Below are 17112 nucleotides of genomic sequence, written 5' to 3'. Positions count from 1 at the left end.
TGGTCTTGCCAGAACGCCCTGGTAGTGGTATTAAGCAGGATCAGCTTATAACCCCAAAAACAGAGTGCAGAGATGAATGTGACCGCTCCGGTAGAGGTAAAAATGCGCCGGATTGCTGCCGCCGACAACGCAGCAATCGCATCTGTGATCCGCCAGGTATCTGCGGAATATGGCCTCACCGCCGATAAAGGCTACACCGTTGCCGACCCCGAACTGGATGAGCTCTATCAGTTATATAGCCGCCCGGGTTGCGCCTATTGGGTCGTGGAGCAAAACGGCGAAGTGGTGGGCGGCGGCGGCGTCGCGCCGCTGAAATGTAGCGAGCCGGACATCTGCGAACTGCAAAAAATGTACTTCCTCTCCAGCGCGCGTGGGCAAGGGTTGGCGAAGAAACTGGCGCAAATGGCGCTGGAACACGCCCGTGCGCAGGGTTTTAACCGCTGTTATCTGGAAACCACTGCTTTTCTGACCGACGCCATTGGGCTTTATGAACGCCTTGGCTTTGAGCATATCGACGGCCCGCTCGGCTGCACCGGCCACGTAGACTGCGAAGTGCGGATGCTGAAAACCCTGTAACCCCGAAGCATCCCGAGGCCTTACACCGGTACGCCGCTGTGAAAGCGGAACTCCGCATCCGGTGTTGAGATAAGCAATGCTTCCACTTCACCGAAATGGCGCACACGCGGGCTGATATCAGTGGTCGAAATCTGCTGCGCCAGCGCCAGGTAATCCTGATAGTGACGCGCTTCAGAGCGCAGCAACGACAGGTAAAATTTCTGCAAATCGTCGTCCAGCCACGGTGCCAGTGCTGCAAAACGCTCGCAGGAGCGCGCTTCAATATAAGCACCGCAGATTAACTTATCGACCAGTGTCAGTGGTTCATGAGTGCGAACCTCTTTGAGCATCCCTTTTGCATAACGGCTGGCGGTAATTTTCACGTAGGGAATGTTACGGGCGAGCATGGCTTCCCGCACCTGCCAGAAGTGGTGTAACTCCTCTTTGATCAACAGCACCATGCTATCAATCAGCGCCAGGCCCCAGGCATCGTCAGTTTGCGGCATCACACTTTTGCCAATCTGCTTATGCAGCGCGACAAAATCCGGCTCCGGCCCCTCGCGAAAAGTAAATTCTTCATAGGGTTTCAGCCACGCCAGTAGCGCGTCCGAACCGCTTTTATCCGCCACATAACGGCGCACCAGCAGCATGGCGGTTTGCGCCGCTTTCAGTTCGCACACCATATGATCGGTAAGCAGCAGCGGCAGCATTGATGGATCGCGCGCTTTGTCCAGCCAGGATTGCGGTGTCGGGCAGTGCAGAAAGTTTAAAACCGGGGAGAGTATTTGCGGGTAATCCATGATGGTTCCTTGCATTGCGGCAGCGAACGCTGCCGCAATATTTACTCAGTGACGAACACCGTCATCTTCTTCGTCGACGTAATCCTCGTCGTCATCGTCACTCTCTTCGCCGTTCGGGTCTTCGTAGTAAGTTCCCCAACCGTCGTATTCAACGTCGAATTTCTCAGCCAGGTTAAGCAGTTGTTCCACTTGGGCGTCGATCAGATCGGCGTTCAGCGCGCTTTCACTCAGTACGTCACAGCAGATAACCACTTCACCTTCGTCCAGTTCCAGCTCTTCCGGCTCTGTCACTTCGTAGCCCAGTTTAAAGGCTTCAACAGCGGCTTTTTCCAGCGTTTCGAAATCATCTGCCGACAGGTGATGCTCAATGGTATACAGCGCATCAGGATCGCTGCCATCTTCCAGCAATTCTTCAATAATCAAACGCGTCTCTTCGCGCTGTTCTTCCAGGTGTTCCGGGTTCGCCATGGCTCGTTCCTCATCAATGTGGCAGATACACTTATTGTCACACACCGCTGGCATTGCCTCCACTCCTCGCCGAAAAGATTTATAACACGGGGTTGCAAATGAATATTCATACATATAAATTGAATTTTAATTCAATAAGTGGCCTTCGCCATGTGAGGGAAATATGTCCGCGTTTTATCAAAAGCATTTTTTGAAACTGCTCGATTTTACACCTGCTGAAATCAATACCCTGCTGCAACTCGCCGCGCAGCTGAAAGCGGATAAGAAAAAAGGTCAGGAAGTCCAGAAACTTACCGGGAAAAATATCGCGCTCATCTTCGAAAAAGACTCAACCCGCACACGATGCTCTTTCGAAGTTGCCGCATATGATCAAGGTGCTCGCGTAACGTATCTCGGCCCAAGCGGCAGCCAAATCGGACATAAAGAATCAATAAAAGACACGGCGCGCGTACTGGGGCGCATGTACGACGGCATTCAATATCGTGGTTATGGCCAGGAGATTGTCGAAACGCTGGCGCAATACGCAGGCGTACCGGTGTGGAACGGTTTAACCACTGAATTCCACCCGACCCAATTGCTGGCCGACCTGCTGACCATGCGCGAGCACTTGCCGGGCAAGGCCTTTAACCAGATGAAATTGGTTTACGCCGGAGATGCGCGTAACAACATGGGCAACTCCATGCTGGAAGCCGCCGCGCTGATGGGTTTGGATCTACGTCTTGTCGCGCCAAAAGCCTGCTGGCCAGAAGCAAGCCTGGTAGCAGAATGCAAAGCGCTGGCGGTGAAAAACGGCGGTAACATTCTGCTGACGGAAGATATCGCCGTCGGCGTGAAGGACGCGGATTTCATTTACACCGATGTGTGGGTATCGATGGGCGAAGCGAAAGAGAAGTGGGCAGAGCGTATCGCGCTGCTGCGGCCTTACCAGGTCAACAGCAAAATGTTGTCGCTCACCGGTAACCCGCAGGTGAAATTCCTGCACTGCCTGCCCGCATTTCATGACGATAAGACCACGCTCGGCGAGAAAATGGCGGAAGAGTTTGGTCTGCACGGCGGCATGGAAGTGACTGACGAGGTATTTGAATCACCGGCAAGCATTGTGTTTGATCAGGCGGAAAACCGGATGCACACCATCAAAGCGGTGATGGTCGCCACCCTCAGCAAGTAACGCAATAAGCCCGGTCGCGCTGCGCCACCGGGCATCATGTTTACGCCATCAGCAGCTTCACGACAACTTTACGCACCTGCGCCGGCGCGTTTACCGCACACAGCGGTTTGTGAACTTCACCTGGGTAGAACACCACAAAATCCCCTTCGCTCAGTACCACCGTCTTTTCCTGCCCGCCTTCCGGCAAAAAGGCGATGTCTTTATCCGCCAGCCAGTCGGTGTCCGGCGCGCCCGCGGGCTGGGTGCTGAAGGTCATCCCTTCCTGGCCTTTCAGTACAATTTGAATATCCAGATAACGTGCGTGGTACTCGGCTCGACGCTCCGCAAATGGCTGGGTCATATCTTCGGATACCAAAAAGAACAGGCGGTTGCCGTCGATATCATGTTTGCCAGCGGGAGTCGCGTCGGTGACGTGCTGCTTAACGTGTTCAATAGCCTGGCGCAGCTCTTCCGGCAGCCAGGATTGTAAATTGTGAATATTGCCAACGATCATGGTGTAGCCCTCAACATAAAACATCGTTTCATTTTTAGCTTTTATACGAAAATTCACACTGCCATACCACCACTTTTTACCGGAGATTTGTTGCAATGCATGTTTATTGGAAAATATGTTATATGCCTGTTAAGACCGGGTAGTCTTTTATGCAGTAAATATGCATAAAGCCCAAACCGAAGCGCCAGCAATACGTGGTGACATACTGATAAAAAAGCAGTTATTTAAAAAAATTTTGCCCGATCACACTTTAGCACCCCATCAATTTGCGCATTCATTCACTGGTTATTTCCCTTTTTTGCCACCAGCAGAATCGTTCTATTCATTTTTTTGCATATCTATTCCACTCGTTACGATTAAAACTTATTAATCAATGCGTTACATATTCATATAAATTGATGAATAGCTACAAAACAATAACAACCATGAATAAGTTCAGCCATTAATGCGTAAGCATTCATCTTTATAATTAGGCTAATTCTCTATTCCCTGATGCGAATCATGCAATTGAACGGCGGCGATTTAATATCCCATTCGACGTGAGCGTAATCACACTATTAATTCTTACGGCTTCTACTATGAGCCATGAAATTAATCATCATTAACACGCAAAGAAATTAATCATATTTCATTGCGCGCCCCTTTTTATTCTGAAAAAAAGTTAAAGGAATAATTATGGAAAAGCACTACGTCGGTTCTGAAATAGGTCAATTGCGTAGCGTTATGCTGCACCGCCCCAATTTAAGCCTGAAACGGTTAACACCGTCGAATTGTCAGGAGCTGCTATTCGATGACGTATTATCGGTTGAACGCGCAGGGGAAGAGCATGACGCCTTTGCAAACACGCTGCGCGAGCAGGGTGTGGAAGTCCTGCTGTTGACCGATCTTCTGACACAAACGCTTGATATTGCAGAGGCAAAAGCCTGGCTGCTGGAAATCCAGATCTCTGATTATCGCCTTGGCCCAACCTTCGCCGCAGACGTACGCAGCTGGCTGGCGGATATGCCGCACCGTGAACTGGCACGGCGGCTCAGCGGTGGATTAACCTACGGTGAGATCCCGGCATTTATTAAAAATATGGTGGTGGATACCCACACGGCGAATGATTTTATTATGAAGCCGCTGCCCAACCATTTATTTACCCGTGACACGTCGTGCTGGATTTATAACGGCGTGTCGATTAATCCGATGGCCAAACCTGCCCGCCAGCGGGAAACGAATAATCTTCGCGCTGTTTATCGCTGGCATCCGGCATTCGCCGATGGCGATTTTATTAAATACTTTGGCGACGAGAATATTAATTACGATCACGCCACGCTGGAGGGTGGCGATGTATTAGTGATTGGTCGCGGCGCGGTATTAATTGGCCTGTCTGAACGGACTACACCGCAAGGCGTAGAATTTCTTGCCAATAGCCTGTTCAAACACCGCCAGGCTGAACGCGTTATCGTTGTTGAACTGCCGAAACACCGCTCCTGCATGCACCTCGACACGGTGATGACCCATATCGATATCGACACCTTCTCCGTTTACCCCGAAGTAGTGCGTAAAGATGCCCACTGCTGGACGCTCACCCCGGACGGGCGCGGCGGCCTGCAACGCACGCAGGAAAGCGACCTGCTACACGCCATCGAAAAAGCGCTCGGGATTGACCAGATCCGGCTTATCACCACCGGTGGCGACGCCTTTGAAGCTGAACGCGAACAGTGGAATGACGCCAACAACGTCCTCACGCTGCGCCCCGGCGTGGTTGTGGGCTACGAACGCAATATCTGGACCAACGAAAAATATGACAAAGCCGGGATCACCGTGCTGCCGATCCCCGGCGACGAACTGGGACGCGGGCGCGGCGGTGCGCGTTGCATGAGCTGTCCACTCGAACGCGACGGCATTTAAAGGAGCCATCATGGAAAGAAAACCCACGCTGGTTGTCGCCCTGGGTGGCAACGCGCTGCTGAAACGCGGTGAACCGCTGGAAGCGAATATCCAGCGCCAGAACATTGACCTTGCCGCGCACACTATCGCCGGGCTGACCGCGCAGTGGCGCGTGGTGCTGGTACACGGCAACGGGCCGCAGGTCGGCTTGCTGGCGCTGCAAAACAGCGCTTACGACAAAGTTACCCCTTACCCGCTCGATATTCTCGGCGCGGAAAGCCAGGGGATGATTGGCTACATGCTGCAACAGTCGCTGAAAAACAACCTGCCACAGCGCGAAGTCAGCGTCCTGCTCACACAAGTGGAAGTGGATGCCAGTGACCCGGCATTCAGCAACCCCAGCAAATACATCGGCCCGGTTTACAGCGAGGCGCAAGCCCAAACGCTGCAGCAGGAAAAAGGCTGGGTATTTAAGGCCGATGGTCGCTATTTCCGCCGCGTGGTGCCCTCCCCGCAACCCAAACGCATTGTCGAAAGCGACGCCATTAGCGCGCTGATAAACCGCGATCACCTGGTGATTTGCAACGGCGGCGGCGGCGTGCCGGTGGTGGAAAACGCCAACGGCTACCACGGCATCGAAGCGGTGATCGACAAAGATCTCTCGGCGGCGCTACTGGCGCGGCAAATCGAAGCCGACGCCCTGCTGATCCTGACCGATGCCGACGCGGTGTACCTCGACTGGGGCAAACCCACACAGCGCCCGCTGGCGCAAGTCACCCCGGACATGCTGCAAGGCATGCAGTTCGACGCAGGCTCAATGGGGCCAAAGGTCGCCGCTTGTCGCCAGTTTGTCGAGCAGTGTCACGGCATCGCGGGCATTGGCGCGCTGGCAGATGGCCCGGCCATTCTCGCCGGGGACAAAGGCACATTGATTCGTTACTGATTTAAAAAAGGAAATCTCATGAGCATCAACCTGAAAAACCGCAACTTTCTCAAACTGCTCGACTACACCCCGGCGGAGATCCAGTACCTGATCGATCTGGCTATTCAGCTAAAAGCAGACAAAAAAGCAGGGCGCGAGAAGAAAACGCTGGTTGGCAAAAACATCGCGCTGATTTTTGAAAAAACCTCCACCCGCACCCGCTGCGCGTTTGAAGTCGGCGCGTTCGATCAGGGCGCGCAGGTGACTTATCTCGGCCCAAGTGGTTCGCAGATTGGCCACAAAGAGTCGATGAAAGACACCGCTCGCGTACTGGGGCGCATGTATGACGGCATCGAATACCGTGGTTATGGCCAGCAGATTGTGGAAGAGCTGGGCGAATACGCGGGCGTGCCAGTGTGGAACGGGCTGACCAACGAGTTTCACCCGACGCAGATCCTCGCGGATCTGATGACCATGCTGGAGCACGCGCCGGGTAAACGTCTGCCGGATCTGCGCTTTGCCTATCTGGGCGATGCGCGCAACAACATGGGTAACTCGCTAATGGTCGGCGCGGCGAAGATGGGCATGGATATCCGCCTGGTGGCACCAAAATCCTTCTGGCCGGAGTCAGCACTGGTTGAACAGTGCCGCACCATCGCCCGTGAAACCGGCGCGCGCATCATGCTCACCGAGGACGTGGAAGAAGGTGTCCAGGGCGTCGATTTCCTCTACACCGATGTGTGGGTGTCGATGGGCGAGCCGAAAGAAGCGTGGTCCGAGCGCGTCAGCCTGATGAAACCCTACCAGGTAAACGGTGCGGTGGTGAAAGCCACCGGCAATCCGCAGGTGAAATTTATGCACTGCCTACCCGCGTTTCATAACGAGCACACCAAAGTGGGCGGCGAGATCGAAATGGCGTATGGCCTGAAAGGGCTGGAAGTCACCGAAGAGGTTTTCGAATCGCCTAACTCTATCGTTTTTGATGAAGCAGAAAACCGGATGCACACCATCAAAGCGGTGATGGTGGCAACCCTCGGCGACTAACCACTCCCCCGGCGCGCCGCGGGTGCGCCGGGGTTAAGGAGCACATCATGGGCAAGTTCAAATTCCCTTCCGCTTACACCATTCTCTTTTTGTTGATCGCCATTGTCGCCGCGCTCAGCTGGGTGATCCCCGCCGGGCAATACCAAATGGCAATGAACACAGCACTTGGCAAAGAAGTGCCGATTGCCGGTACTTATGCGCATGTCGCCGCGCATCCACAAGGGTTAATCGCAGTGATCATGGCGCCGATAAGTGGTCTTTACGATCCTGATACCGGCCAGGCAGGTGCAATCGATGTGGCGCTGTTTATTCTGATCATCGGCGGATTTCTTGGCATCGTCACCAAAACGGGCGCTATTGACGCCGGGATCGAGCGCGTAACGACACGTTTGCGTGGCCGTGAAGAGTGGATGATCCCGATCCTGATGGCGTTGTTTGCCGCAGGCGGCACCATCTACGGTATGGCGGAAGAGTCGCTGCCATTTTATACGCTGTTGGTTCCCGTGATGCTCGCCGCCCGTTTTGATCCGGTTGTCGCCGCCGCCACCGTGCTGCTCGGCGCAGGGATCGGCACACTCGGATCGACCATCAACCCCTTCGCCACGGTGATCGCCGCCAACGCCGCCGGGATCCCGTTTACCCACGGCATCCTCCTGCGTGTTGCACTGCTGGTGATTGGCTGGGTGATTTGCGTTGCCTGGGTGATGCGCTACGCCCGCAAAGTGCGCGCCAATCCGGCGCTGTCTATCGTCGCCGACAAACAGGACGAGGATCGGGCATTTTTCCTCGGCAATAAATCGCCGGAGATGCTCGAATTCACCCCGGTGCGCAAACTGATCCTGCTTATCTTCGCGCTGGCCTTTGTGGTGATGATTTACGGCGTGGCAGTGCTTGGCTGGTGGATGGCGCAGATTTCAGCAGTGTTTCTGGCAAGCGCCATCATCGTGGGTTTGATTGCCCGCATGAGCGAAGAGGAATTGACCTCAACATTTATCAACGGCGCGCGGGATCTGCTGGGCGTAGCGCTGATTATCGGCATTGCCCGCGGTATCGTAGTGATCATGGATAAAGGTATGATTACTCATACTATTTTGCACAGCGCCGAAGGCATGGTCAGCGGATTGTCCACCGTTGCATTTATCAACGTTATGTACTGGCTGGAAGTGGTGCTGTCGTTCCTCGTGCCCTCTTCTTCTGGTCTTGCAGTGCTGACGATGCCGATTATGGCGCCACTGGCCGATTTCGCTAACGTCAACCGTGAACTGGTCGTCACCGCGTACCAATCGGCTTCCGGCATTGTCAACCTGGTGACCCCCACGTCGGCAGTGGTGATGGGCGGGCTGGCTATCGCCCATGTTCCCTATGTGCGCTACCTGAAGTGGGTCGCACCATTGCTGGCGATACTGACGGTGGTGATCATGGTGGCACTCAGCCTTGGCGCTCTGCTGTAGCGCGCCGGGTGGCGCTTTGCTTACCCGGTCTGTGGATAATATACAGGCCCGGTAAGCATGGCGTTGCCGGGCGTTTTGTTTCGGCAACCAATACGGGAAAAGAGATGATGGAATATGGAGATTATTCACCGAAAGAGCAGCTACAACTGGCGGTCTGCCAACGCCTGATCAGCGAAAAAAGTTATCTTTCACAGGAGGAGATCCGCCGCGATTTGCAGTGCCACGGCTTCGACAGTATCAGCCAGTCCACCGTTTCCCGCCTGTTGAAACTGCTCGGTGTAATCAAAATTCGCAACGCCAAAGGACAAAAAATTTATTCGCTGAATCCGCAGTCACGCCCGGTGCCGGACGCGGCCCGCTCCGTCTCCGAAATGGTGGTTAGCGTTGAGCATAATAGCGAATTTATCCTTATTCACACCGTGGCGGGGTATGGCCGCGCAGTGGCACGAATTCTGGATTACCACCAGTTGCCGGAGATCCTCGGCGTGGTAGCAGGGAGCAGTATCGTCTGGGTCGCCCCGAGGATAGTGAAGCACACCGCGTTAGTGCATAAGCAAATTAATTATTTACTTAGAACGCATTAATATTCAAAGAGAACCGTTTGCATTGCGTAAAATGTGCATCAATCGCTTGATCCGCGAAAACAGCTGCGTATAATCCGGGACAATTTGCCGGGAGGAAGAATGGTCCAGTGTGTACGACAAACTGTCTTACCGCGTCTGAAAAAAGGCGCTGGCCTGCCGTTTTCCTTTCCCGTTGTAAACCCAATTCCACAGCCCCTCTATTGAGGGGCTTTTTTTTGCGCAGTCGTCAGGAGATAACCATGGCTAACCCGCTATATCAGAAACATATCATTTCCATAAACGATCTCAGCCGCGAAGAACTCGAACTGGTGCTAAATACCGCCGCACGCCTGAAGGCCAACCCGCAGCCGGAGTTGCTCAAGCATAAAGTGATCGCCAGTTGCTTCTTTGAAGCGTCCACCCGCACGCGTTTATCGTTTGAAACCTCCATGCACCGCCTCGGCGCGAGCGTGGTCGGTTTTTCCGACAGCAGCAACACGTCGCTGGGCAAAAAAGGCGAAACGCTGGCCGACACCATTTCGGTGATCAGCACCTATGTGGACGCGATTGTCATGCGCCATCCGCAAGAGGGCGCAGCGCGTCTGGCGACTGAGTTTTCCGGCGGCATTCCGGTGCTCAACGCTGGTGACGGCGCTAACCAGCATCCGACGCAAACGCTGCTCGACCTGTTCACCATTCAGGAAACACAAGGCCGCCTCCAGAATCTCAATATTGCGATGGTCGGCGACCTGAAATATGGCCGCACCGTGCATTCGCTGGCGCAGGCGCTGGCGAAATTCAGTGGCAACCGCTTCTACTTTATCGCCCCGGACGCGCTGGCGATGCCGCAGTACATTCTCGATATGCTGGACGAAAAAGGCATGGCCTGGAGTGTACACGCCAGCATCGAAGAGGTGATGACCGAGGTGGACATCCTCTATATGACACGCGTGCAGAAAGAGCGTCTGGACCCGTCGGAATACGCCAACGTCAAAGCGCAATTTGTCCTGCGCGCCAGCGATTTAACCAATGCGCGCAGCAATATGAAGGTGCTGCACCCGCTGCCGCGCGTGGATGAAATTACCACCGACGTGGATAAAACGCCGCACGCCTGGTATTTCCAGCAGGCCGGTAACGGCATCTTCGCCCGCCAGGCTCTGCTGGCGCTGGTTCTCAATCGCGATTTGGCGCTGTAAGGAGAAACGACAATGACACACGATAATAAACTGCAGGTCGAAGCCATCAAACGCGGCACCGTAATTGACCACATCCCGGCGCGCGTCGGGTTTAAATTGCTGACGCTGTTTAAGCTGACGGAAACCGATCAGCGCATCACCATCGGCCTGAATCTGCCGTCCGGCGAGATGGGGCGCAAAGATTTGATCAAGATCGAGAACACGTTTCTTACCGACGAGCAGGTAAACCAACTGGCGCTGTACGCACCGCAGGCCACGGTCAACCGTATCGACGAGTATGAAGTGGTGGGCAAATCGCGCCCGAGCCTGCCAGAGCGCATCACTGGTGTACTGGTGTGCCCGAACAGCAACTGCATCAGCCATGCAGAGCCGGTCGCCTCCAGCTTTGCGGTGAAAAAACGCGAAAGCGACATCGCGCTGAAGTGTAAGTATTGTGAGAAAGAGTTCTCACACCATGTGGTGCTGGCTAACTAATTGCGGTTGGTATTGCGTTTTTCCCTCCCTATAATGGGGCGGAACCTCAATACCGCTGTCATTCAGGAGTAATTATGACCAAAGTTATCGCCACGGAAAATGCGCCAGCAGCGATTGGCCCTTATGTTCAAGCTGTTGATCTTGGCAACATGATCCTGACCTCGGGTCAGATCCCGGTTGATCCGAAGACCGGTAGCGTCCCGGAAGATGTGGCGGCGCAAGCACGTCAGTCGCTGGACAACGTGAAAGCGATCGTTGAAGCGGCGGGTCTGAAAGTGGGCGACATCGTGAAAACCACCGTTTTCGTGAAAGATCTCAACGATTTCGCTACCGTTAACGCTACCTATGAAGCTTTTTTCAACGAACACAATGCCAGCTTCCCGGCGCGCTCCTGCGTAGAAGTGGCGCGTCTGCCAAAAGACGTAAAAATCGAGATTGAAGCCATCGCTGTTCGCCGTTAATCGCGGCTACGCGACAGATAAAAGGCAGCTTACGCTGCCTTTTTTATTGCCCACTTAAAGCGCAACCGGTTTTGGCTCTGCTCGCTTACCTTTAAATTTAAATCTCACAGGCTGCCAGTGGTTTCTTTTGAAGAAGTTGGTACACCCTTTCAGGGAATCAATTTATGAACGCTTATCACCCAAGCGTTCACCGATTGCGCGTGGCGCGCAGCAGTTTTTCCAGCGGATAGACCGCCGCGATCACCACTTCGTCCTGAATCTGCGCCGCGCTATCCAGCTCCCGCTGAATAGACGCAATCTCGCCATCATCCAGCGTCCCCTGACGCGCCACTAAATCCGTCAGCCGCAGCCCAATAGAAGCAAGCTTATCCACCTGCAAGATCACCGGTCGCATCGCTTTTAGCTGATAGTTGCTGTCGCTGAGCGCCAGCGCATCGCTGGTATTACCCTGCCAGCGGCTAAAGAGATGGCGCAGCGCCACGGCGCTGGTGCTGTCTTCCGCATCGCTCACCAGTCTGTCGACCCACTGGTTCATCTGGCGAACAGTGCTGCTCTCCGGTGCCAGCGCATCGGCAAAGCGGTTCAGCGGCTCGAACTGATGATAGTTACCGGACTGGAATTTCAGATGCTGGCGCGTGTAGTAGTGCGCCGGTTCGACAGCCTGGGCGAGGATTTGCAGCGGCAATGTATCGGCGCTGTTCGCAAGGCGGGTGAACTGCGCCAGTTGCTGGCTATGTTGTTGCAGGCCGACCGATACTGTCGACCAACTGTCCATTGCCTGCAAACGGCTGTACATGTTGTCGCTGTCGTTGACATCCTGCGCCGACCATAAGCGCTCCGCCACGGCAAACGCGCGCGGCCACAGTTTAATATCCAGCACCGGCGCGACCACGTTTTCCGCCCACAGCGCAGCTTCACCACCCAGTAAATTCGCCTGCTGGCTGGCGTCCGGCACGGCGGGTGCAATCCCTTTCGGCACCTCGTTTAGCCTTGCGCCGGTAACCGGATAACGTGCGTTACCCAGCAGGAAGTAACCGCCGAGTTTATCGTCGGCGAGGGTGATAACCGGGCGCGTTTCGCCCATCCACGTATCGACGACAAAACTCACCTGGCGATCGCTGCGCCAGTCGATATGCTGCACGGCGCGACGGGATTTGCCTTTGAAATCAATAAATCCGCGCCATCCACTTTCGCCTTTGACCAACGTAAACGTCCCTTCCACCGGGCTGCCTTTCAGGCGCGGCATCGAAAACGACCAGCTTTGCGCGCTGTCGTTATCGGCAATCACATCCACACCGTTTAATCCCTGCGGCACAATCTCATTGCGATAGTGATAGGCGGTGTACTGCGGCTGATCGAGGTAAAAACCGGTGGAGAGAATGCCTTTGTAACCCTGTTTTGCCACCTCGCCCAGCGCGTCCTGCCCCTGCCAGGACTGGATCAAAATGCTTTTGGGCAAATCAGGGTGGAAGATCTCATCCCAACCCACCATCTGGCGCTGATGTTTTTCGAGGATCGCCTCCAGCTTGCGGTTGAAATACGCCTGCAACGCATGGCTGTCGGCCAGTTTGTTATCACGCATAAATTGCTGGATCGCCGGGTTGTTTTTCCATTGCGTATCGTCCACTTCATCGCCGCCAATATGCAGATACGCATCCGGGAAGATCGCTGCCAGTTCGCTGATCATCGCTTCAGCAAAGGTGTAAGTCGCCACTTTTGTTGGATCCAGCACCGGTTTCAGCACGCCCCAGTGGCGCTCCATCTGATACGGCCCCGGCGCGCTCATCAGCTCCGGATAGGCAACAGCAATCGCTGAAGCGTGGCCCGGCATGTCGATTTCCGGCACCACGCGAATGCCGCGCGCCGTGGCGTAGCGCACCACATCGCGCATTTGTTCTTCGCTGTAAAAGAGGTCATCGCTAGCAAGCTGCGTCAATTTGGGGTAGCGCTTCGAGCTAAAACGCCAGCCCTGATCGTCGGTTAAATGCCAGTGCAGCACATTCAGTTTCGCCGCCGCCATACCGTCGAGCTGCCGTTTGATGTCCTCGACCGGCACAAAATGCCGCGCAGAATCGAGCAGCAAACCGCGCCACGGGAAGCGCGGCGAATCGTCAATGGTCACCCACGGCAAGGCGGTGTTTTCCGTGCCGTTTTGGATCAACTGGAGCAGCGTTTCTATGGCGCGCAGCGCACCAAAGCGGGTATTTGCGGCGATTTGAACGCCATTTGCATCGATCGTCAGCGTGTAGTGCTCATCGCTATCCAGCTTTGGCAGCGGTGCCACTTTTTTGGCGATAGTTATCGTAATGGTGGGATGTTGCGGTTTTTCCGCCTGCGGTTGCAGCGTCCAGCCGGTTTGCCGGGCGATGCGTTGGCGCAGCCGTGTAACGGCGTCGCCCAGATCGTCACCGCTGACGCTGATAGAGAGCGTGTCCGTCAATACCAGCGCCCCCTGCGTTGCCGGACGTTCAACCTTTGCAGGCCACGGCATCAGGGGCAAGTCGCCCGCGGGCGCAGCAAAAGCGGAAGAACCGAGCAGCAACCCGGCAGTTAACAGGCTGTAACGCAACATAAATGTTCCTTCAGACGACGTCAGGCGAGGGAAAACATTTTGTTAACATGCGCCCTCAGGAGCGTCAAGCGCGCCAGGCGACGGGGATCACAGCTTGCGGGAATTGAGAGAAATACCCGGCCTGCGCGCTAAGCACAGGTCGGGTTCAGGCGAATATTTACTGCCAACCGTAGCGGCGGCTATAGAATCCTTTCATCCACTGCGTGAGCGTCATGTAACCCGCCAGGATCGCCACCAGCCACGGGAAATACGTCAGCGGCAGCGCCTGCAATTGCAGATATTGCGCCAGCGGTGAGAACGGCAGCGCAATACCCACGCAGATCACCATCAGCGTCATCACCACCAGCGGCCAGGCGGCGCGGCTCTGAATAAACGGCACGCGGCGGGTGCGGATCATATGCACAATCAGCGTTTGCGACAGCAAACCAACCACAAACCAGCCGGACTGGAACAGGGTTTGTGCTTCCGGCACGTTGGCCTTAAACACCCACCACATCACGCAAAACGTCACGATGTCGAAGATCGAACTGATCGGGCCAAAGAAGATCATAAAGCGGCCCAGATCCGCCGGGTTCCAGCGCTGTGGCTTGGCGATCTGCTCGTCGTCGACGTTATCAAACGGGATCGCCACCTGCGATACGTCATACACCAGGTTCTGGATCAGCAAGTGCAGCGGCAACATCGGTAAAAACGGCAGAAACGCGCTCGCCACCAGCACACTGAAGACGTTACCGAAGTTGGAACTGGCAGTGATTTTGATGTATTTCAGCATGTTGGCGAAAGTGCGACGCCCTTCAATCACCCCCTCTTCCAGCACCATCAGGCTCTTTTCCAGCAAAATAATATCTGCCGCTTCGCGGGCGATATCTACGGCACCATCGACGGAAATACCGATGTCTGCTGCGCGCAGCGCCGGAGCGTCGTTGATGCCATCGCCCATAAAACCGACCACATGGCCTTCGCGTTTCAGCAGACGGACAATGCGCTCTTTATGCATCGGCGTCAGCCGGGCGAACAGCGTGATGTGCTTCGCCATTTGCGCCAGTTCGTCATCGCTCATGTGCTCAATTTCGCTGCCGGTCAGCGCATCACCTACTTCCAGCCCCACTTCGTGGCACACTTTCGCCGCCACCAGTTCGCTGTCACCGGTGAGGATTTTGACGGTGATACCGCTCGCTTTCAGCGCTTTTAACGCCGGTGCGGTCGTCTCTTTCGGCGGATCGAGGAACGCGATGTAGCCTTCAAGGATCAGATCCGACTCGTCAATACGCTGGTAGTCGCCGCTACGTGCCGGCAAATATTTGGTGGCAACCGCCACCACGCGTAGCCCCTGGCGGTTCAGCGTGCTAGTCACGCGTTCAATGCGGCGCAGCATGGTGTCATCCAGCGGGAAGATTTCGCCATTGAAGCGCACCTGCGAGCAGACGCTGAGGATTTCCGTCAGCGCGCCTTTGCAAATCAGTTGATGAACATCCGCCTGCTGCGCCACCACCACCGACATGCGGCGACGTTCGAAATCAAAGGGGATCTCATCCACTTTGCGCCAGCTCGCCGCCAGCGTCTGCGCCGCTTCCGCGTCCACACCTTCCAGTACAGCGGTATCCAGCAAGTTTTTCAGCCCGGTCTGGTAGTGGCTGTTCAGCCAGGCGCTGTGCAGCACCCGTTCGCTGACTTTACCGCTGATATCCGTGTGGTTTTCCAGCACGATTTTGTCCTGCGTCAGAGTGCCGGTTTTGTCGGTACAGAGGATATCCATCGCGCCAAAGTTCTGGATGGCGTCCAGATGCTTGACGATCACTTTCTGTTTCGACAGTTTCACCGCACCGCGCGCCAGCGTGGAGGTGACAATCATCGGCAACATTTCCGGCGTCAAACCCACGGCAACCGACAGCGCAAACAGCGCCGCTTCCCACCAGTCGCCTTTGGTAAAGCCATTGATCAGCAAGACGATCGGCGTCATCACCAGCATAAAGCGGATCAATAACATGCTGACGCGGCTGATGCCTTTCTGAAACGCATTCTGCTCGGTTTCTTGCTCACTGACACGCCCGGCCAGTTGACCAAACCAGGTATTGCCGCCCGTGGCGATGACTATCGCCTGCGCCGTGCCGCTCACCACATTGGTGCCCATAAAGCACAGGGTATCGGCTTCCAGCGGGTTACGTTGCGCCGCCTGGCGCGTTGTCGCCACTTTCTCTACCGGCAAGGACTCACCGGTAAGCGAGGCCTGAGCGACAAACAGATCCCGCGCCTGTACCACGCGCAGATCTGCCGGGATCATATCTCCCGCTGCCAGCTTGACGATATCGCCCGGCACTAACTGGTCGATCGGCAATTCGCACCAGCCATTTTCGCCCTTCTCATTCACTACGCGCAGTACCGTCGCGGTGTTGCTGACCATCGCTTTCAGCGCATCGGCCGCTTTGGTCGAGCGCGCCTCTTGCAGGAAATTAAGCAGAGTAGAGATCGCCACCATCAGCGCAATCACGCAGGCGGCAAAGAGATCTTCCGAAGCATAGGAAATAATGCCTAAGCAGGTCAGCAGCAAGTTAAACGGGTTGCGATAGCAAACCCACAGATGCACCCACCAGGGCGCAGGTTTCTGCGCCGGAATAAGGTTTTCGCCGTGCGCTGCCCGCGCCAGTTCCACTTCCTGCGGGTTCAACCCTTCCGGATGGCTGGCAAAAGTTTGCCAGAGCTTATCGTGTTCCATCGCGGCAATATTTAGGCAGCGCTCGCCCATCGAGACGGGGATACTGCCCTGGACGATATGTTGCACGCCGGGAAGCGGATCGCGCTGCACCAGACGATGCGGTAAATGGCGGTTGAGGCGAGCGAAAAGCTGCCGGGTAATGTTTTTCAGCATGATAATGTCCTTGCCCCCGCGTCACGCGGGTGCGATTTACAACTGGCGTAACAAAGCCGCGCCAACTGGCGTTTTTAATCGGACAGGGACGAAAATAACGTCGCTGCCTTACGCATCCGGTAAGGCAGCAAAAGCGGGCTTACCGGAAAAAGTATCTCCGTCGCGGGAGAGGGGTGGGATCGGGATCCATCTGGCCTCCGGTAA

The 17112-nt window shown here is 55.3% G+C and carries 19 protein-coding genes; 12 read left to right on the top strand and 7 right to left on the bottom strand.

Going from position 1 to position 17112, the window contains the following annotated elements:
* The first annotated feature begins 72 nt into the window (after positions 1 to 72).
* Positions 73 to 576 (top strand): GNAT family N-acetyltransferase, encoded by a 504-nt coding sequence (locus tag ACFX4O_RS21170; protein ID WP_131407381.1) that lies wholly within the window; start codon positions 73 to 75, stop codon positions 574 to 576.
* Between the two features lie 20 nt (positions 577 to 596).
* Here ACFX4O_RS21170 and miaE read toward each other — a convergent pair whose 3' ends face one another.
* Together miaE and rraB are read right to left on the bottom strand one after the other, a co-directional pair.
* Entirely contained in the window at positions 597 to 1355 is a 759-nt protein-coding gene (gene miaE / locus ACFX4O_RS21165; RefSeq protein WP_380211084.1) for a tRNA isopentenyl-2-thiomethyl-A-37 hydroxylase MiaE, read from the bottom strand.
* Between the two features lie 45 nt (positions 1356 to 1400).
* A complete protein-coding gene (gene rraB / locus ACFX4O_RS21160; RefSeq protein ID WP_131407377.1) occupies positions 1401 to 1823 on the bottom strand; it encodes a ribonuclease E inhibitor RraB in 423 nt (140 codons plus the stop codon).
* A gap of 98 nt (positions 1824 to 1921) precedes the next feature.
* Here rraB and ACFX4O_RS21155 point away from each other — a divergent pair, with 98 nt between their 5' ends.
* Both ACFX4O_RS21155 and argF (ACFX4O_RS21150) read left to right on the top strand, forming a co-directional pair.
* Positions 1922 to 2017 carry a hypothetical protein gene (locus tag ACFX4O_RS21155; RefSeq protein ID WP_235855201.1) on the top strand — a complete coding sequence of 32 codons (96 nt, stop codon included), beginning with the start codon at positions 1922 to 1924 and terminating at the stop codon, positions 2015 to 2017.
* Positions 1987 to 2991: an ornithine carbamoyltransferase gene (gene argF / locus ACFX4O_RS21150; RefSeq protein WP_380211082.1), complete on the top strand. Its 1005-nt coding sequence runs from the start codon at positions 1987 to 1989 to the stop codon at positions 2989 to 2991. The genes ACFX4O_RS21155 and argF (ACFX4O_RS21150) overlap by 31 nt, the downstream gene beginning before the upstream one ends.
* A gap of 40 nt (positions 2992 to 3031) precedes the next feature.
* Here argF (ACFX4O_RS21150) and ACFX4O_RS21145 read toward each other — a convergent pair whose 3' ends face one another.
* On the bottom strand, positions 3032 to 3484 hold the full coding sequence (locus tag ACFX4O_RS21145) for a YhcH/YjgK/YiaL family protein (protein ID WP_380211104.1): 453 nt from the start codon (positions 3482 to 3484) through the stop codon (positions 3032 to 3034).
* A 675-nt stretch (positions 3485 to 4159) separates the two neighbouring features.
* On the opposite strand from ACFX4O_RS21145, the gene arcA reads away from it, so the two are divergent.
* The 5 genes from arcA to ACFX4O_RS21120 all read left to right on the top strand — a co-directional run bounded on the left by arcA (position 4160) and on the right by ACFX4O_RS21120 (position 9360).
* Positions 4160 to 5380 (top strand): arginine deiminase, encoded by a 1221-nt coding sequence (gene arcA / locus ACFX4O_RS21140; protein WP_380211081.1) that lies wholly within the window; start codon positions 4160 to 4162, stop codon positions 5378 to 5380.
* A 10-nt stretch (positions 5381 to 5390) separates the two neighbouring features.
* Positions 5391 to 6302 carry a carbamate kinase gene (gene arcC / locus ACFX4O_RS21135; protein WP_380211079.1) on the top strand — a complete coding sequence of 304 codons (912 nt, stop codon included), beginning with the start codon at positions 5391 to 5393 and terminating at the stop codon, positions 6300 to 6302.
* Positions 6303 to 6320: 18 nt separating this feature from the next.
* The gene (gene argF / locus ACFX4O_RS21130; RefSeq protein ID WP_131407369.1) at positions 6321 to 7325 is read left to right on the top strand and encodes an ornithine carbamoyltransferase; all 1005 of its coding nucleotides are present in this window, start codon (positions 6321 to 6323) and stop codon (positions 7323 to 7325) included.
* A gap of 47 nt (positions 7326 to 7372) precedes the next feature.
* The gene (locus tag ACFX4O_RS21125) at positions 7373 to 8776 is read left to right on the top strand and encodes a YfcC family protein (protein WP_380211077.1); all 1404 of its coding nucleotides are present in this window, start codon (positions 7373 to 7375) and stop codon (positions 8774 to 8776) included.
* Between the two features lie 104 nt (positions 8777 to 8880).
* Complete coding sequence (locus ACFX4O_RS21120) at positions 8881 to 9360, top strand: arginine repressor (RefSeq protein ID WP_131407365.1); 480 nt, start codon at positions 8881 to 8883, stop codon at positions 9358 to 9360.
* Between the two features lie 3 nt (positions 9361 to 9363).
* Here ACFX4O_RS21120 and ACFX4O_RS21115 read toward each other — a convergent pair whose 3' ends face one another.
* A complete protein-coding gene (locus ACFX4O_RS21115; protein ID WP_131407363.1) occupies positions 9364 to 9480 on the bottom strand; it encodes a hypothetical protein in 117 nt (38 codons plus the stop codon).
* On the opposite strand from ACFX4O_RS21115, the gene ACFX4O_RS21110 reads away from it, so the two are divergent.
* The 4 genes from ACFX4O_RS21110 (at position 9460) to ridA (ending at position 11470) form a co-directional block, all read left to right on the top strand.
* Entirely contained in the window at positions 9460 to 9564 is a 105-nt protein-coding gene (locus tag ACFX4O_RS21110; RefSeq protein ID WP_170312053.1) for a pyrBI operon leader peptide, read from the top strand. The genes ACFX4O_RS21115 and ACFX4O_RS21110 overlap by 21 nt on opposite strands.
* Positions 9565 to 9599: 35 nt before the next feature.
* Complete coding sequence (pyrB, locus tag ACFX4O_RS21105; RefSeq protein ID WP_131407359.1) at positions 9600 to 10535, top strand: aspartate carbamoyltransferase; 936 nt, start codon at positions 9600 to 9602, stop codon at positions 10533 to 10535.
* A gap of 12 nt (positions 10536 to 10547) precedes the next feature.
* The gene (gene pyrI, locus ACFX4O_RS21100; RefSeq protein WP_017459088.1) at positions 10548 to 11009 is read left to right on the top strand and encodes an aspartate carbamoyltransferase regulatory subunit; all 462 of its coding nucleotides are present in this window, start codon (positions 10548 to 10550) and stop codon (positions 11007 to 11009) included.
* Between the two features lie 74 nt (positions 11010 to 11083).
* Positions 11084 to 11470 carry a 2-iminobutanoate/2-iminopropanoate deaminase gene (gene ridA / locus ACFX4O_RS21095; protein ID WP_017459089.1) on the top strand — a complete coding sequence of 129 codons (387 nt, stop codon included), beginning with the start codon at positions 11084 to 11086 and terminating at the stop codon, positions 11468 to 11470.
* A 187-nt stretch (positions 11471 to 11657) separates the two neighbouring features.
* Here ridA and ACFX4O_RS21090 read toward each other — a convergent pair whose 3' ends face one another.
* From ACFX4O_RS21090 to mgtL, 3 genes are all read right to left on the bottom strand, one after another.
* The gene (locus ACFX4O_RS21090) at positions 11658 to 14042 is read right to left on the bottom strand and encodes a beta-N-acetylhexosaminidase (protein WP_380211074.1); all 2385 of its coding nucleotides are present in this window, start codon (positions 14040 to 14042) and stop codon (positions 11658 to 11660) included.
* A 157-nt stretch (positions 14043 to 14199) separates the two neighbouring features.
* Entirely contained in the window at positions 14200 to 16908 is a 2709-nt protein-coding gene (gene mgtA / locus ACFX4O_RS21085) for a magnesium-translocating P-type ATPase (protein ID WP_380211072.1), read from the bottom strand.
* A 139-nt stretch (positions 16909 to 17047) separates the two neighbouring features.
* Complete coding sequence (gene mgtL, locus ACFX4O_RS21080) at positions 17048 to 17098, bottom strand: mgtA regulatory leader peptide MgtL (protein ID WP_228007843.1); 51 nt, start codon at positions 17096 to 17098, stop codon at positions 17048 to 17050.
* Between the last annotated feature and the right edge of the window lie 14 nt (positions 17099 to 17112).

The organism is Kosakonia sp. YIM B13571 (genome assembly GCF_042788095.1).
Lineage (GTDB): Bacteria > Pseudomonadota > Gammaproteobacteria > Enterobacterales > Enterobacteriaceae > Kosakonia > Kosakonia quasisacchari.
This window is presented reverse-complemented; position numbering and strand designations above follow the sequence as displayed.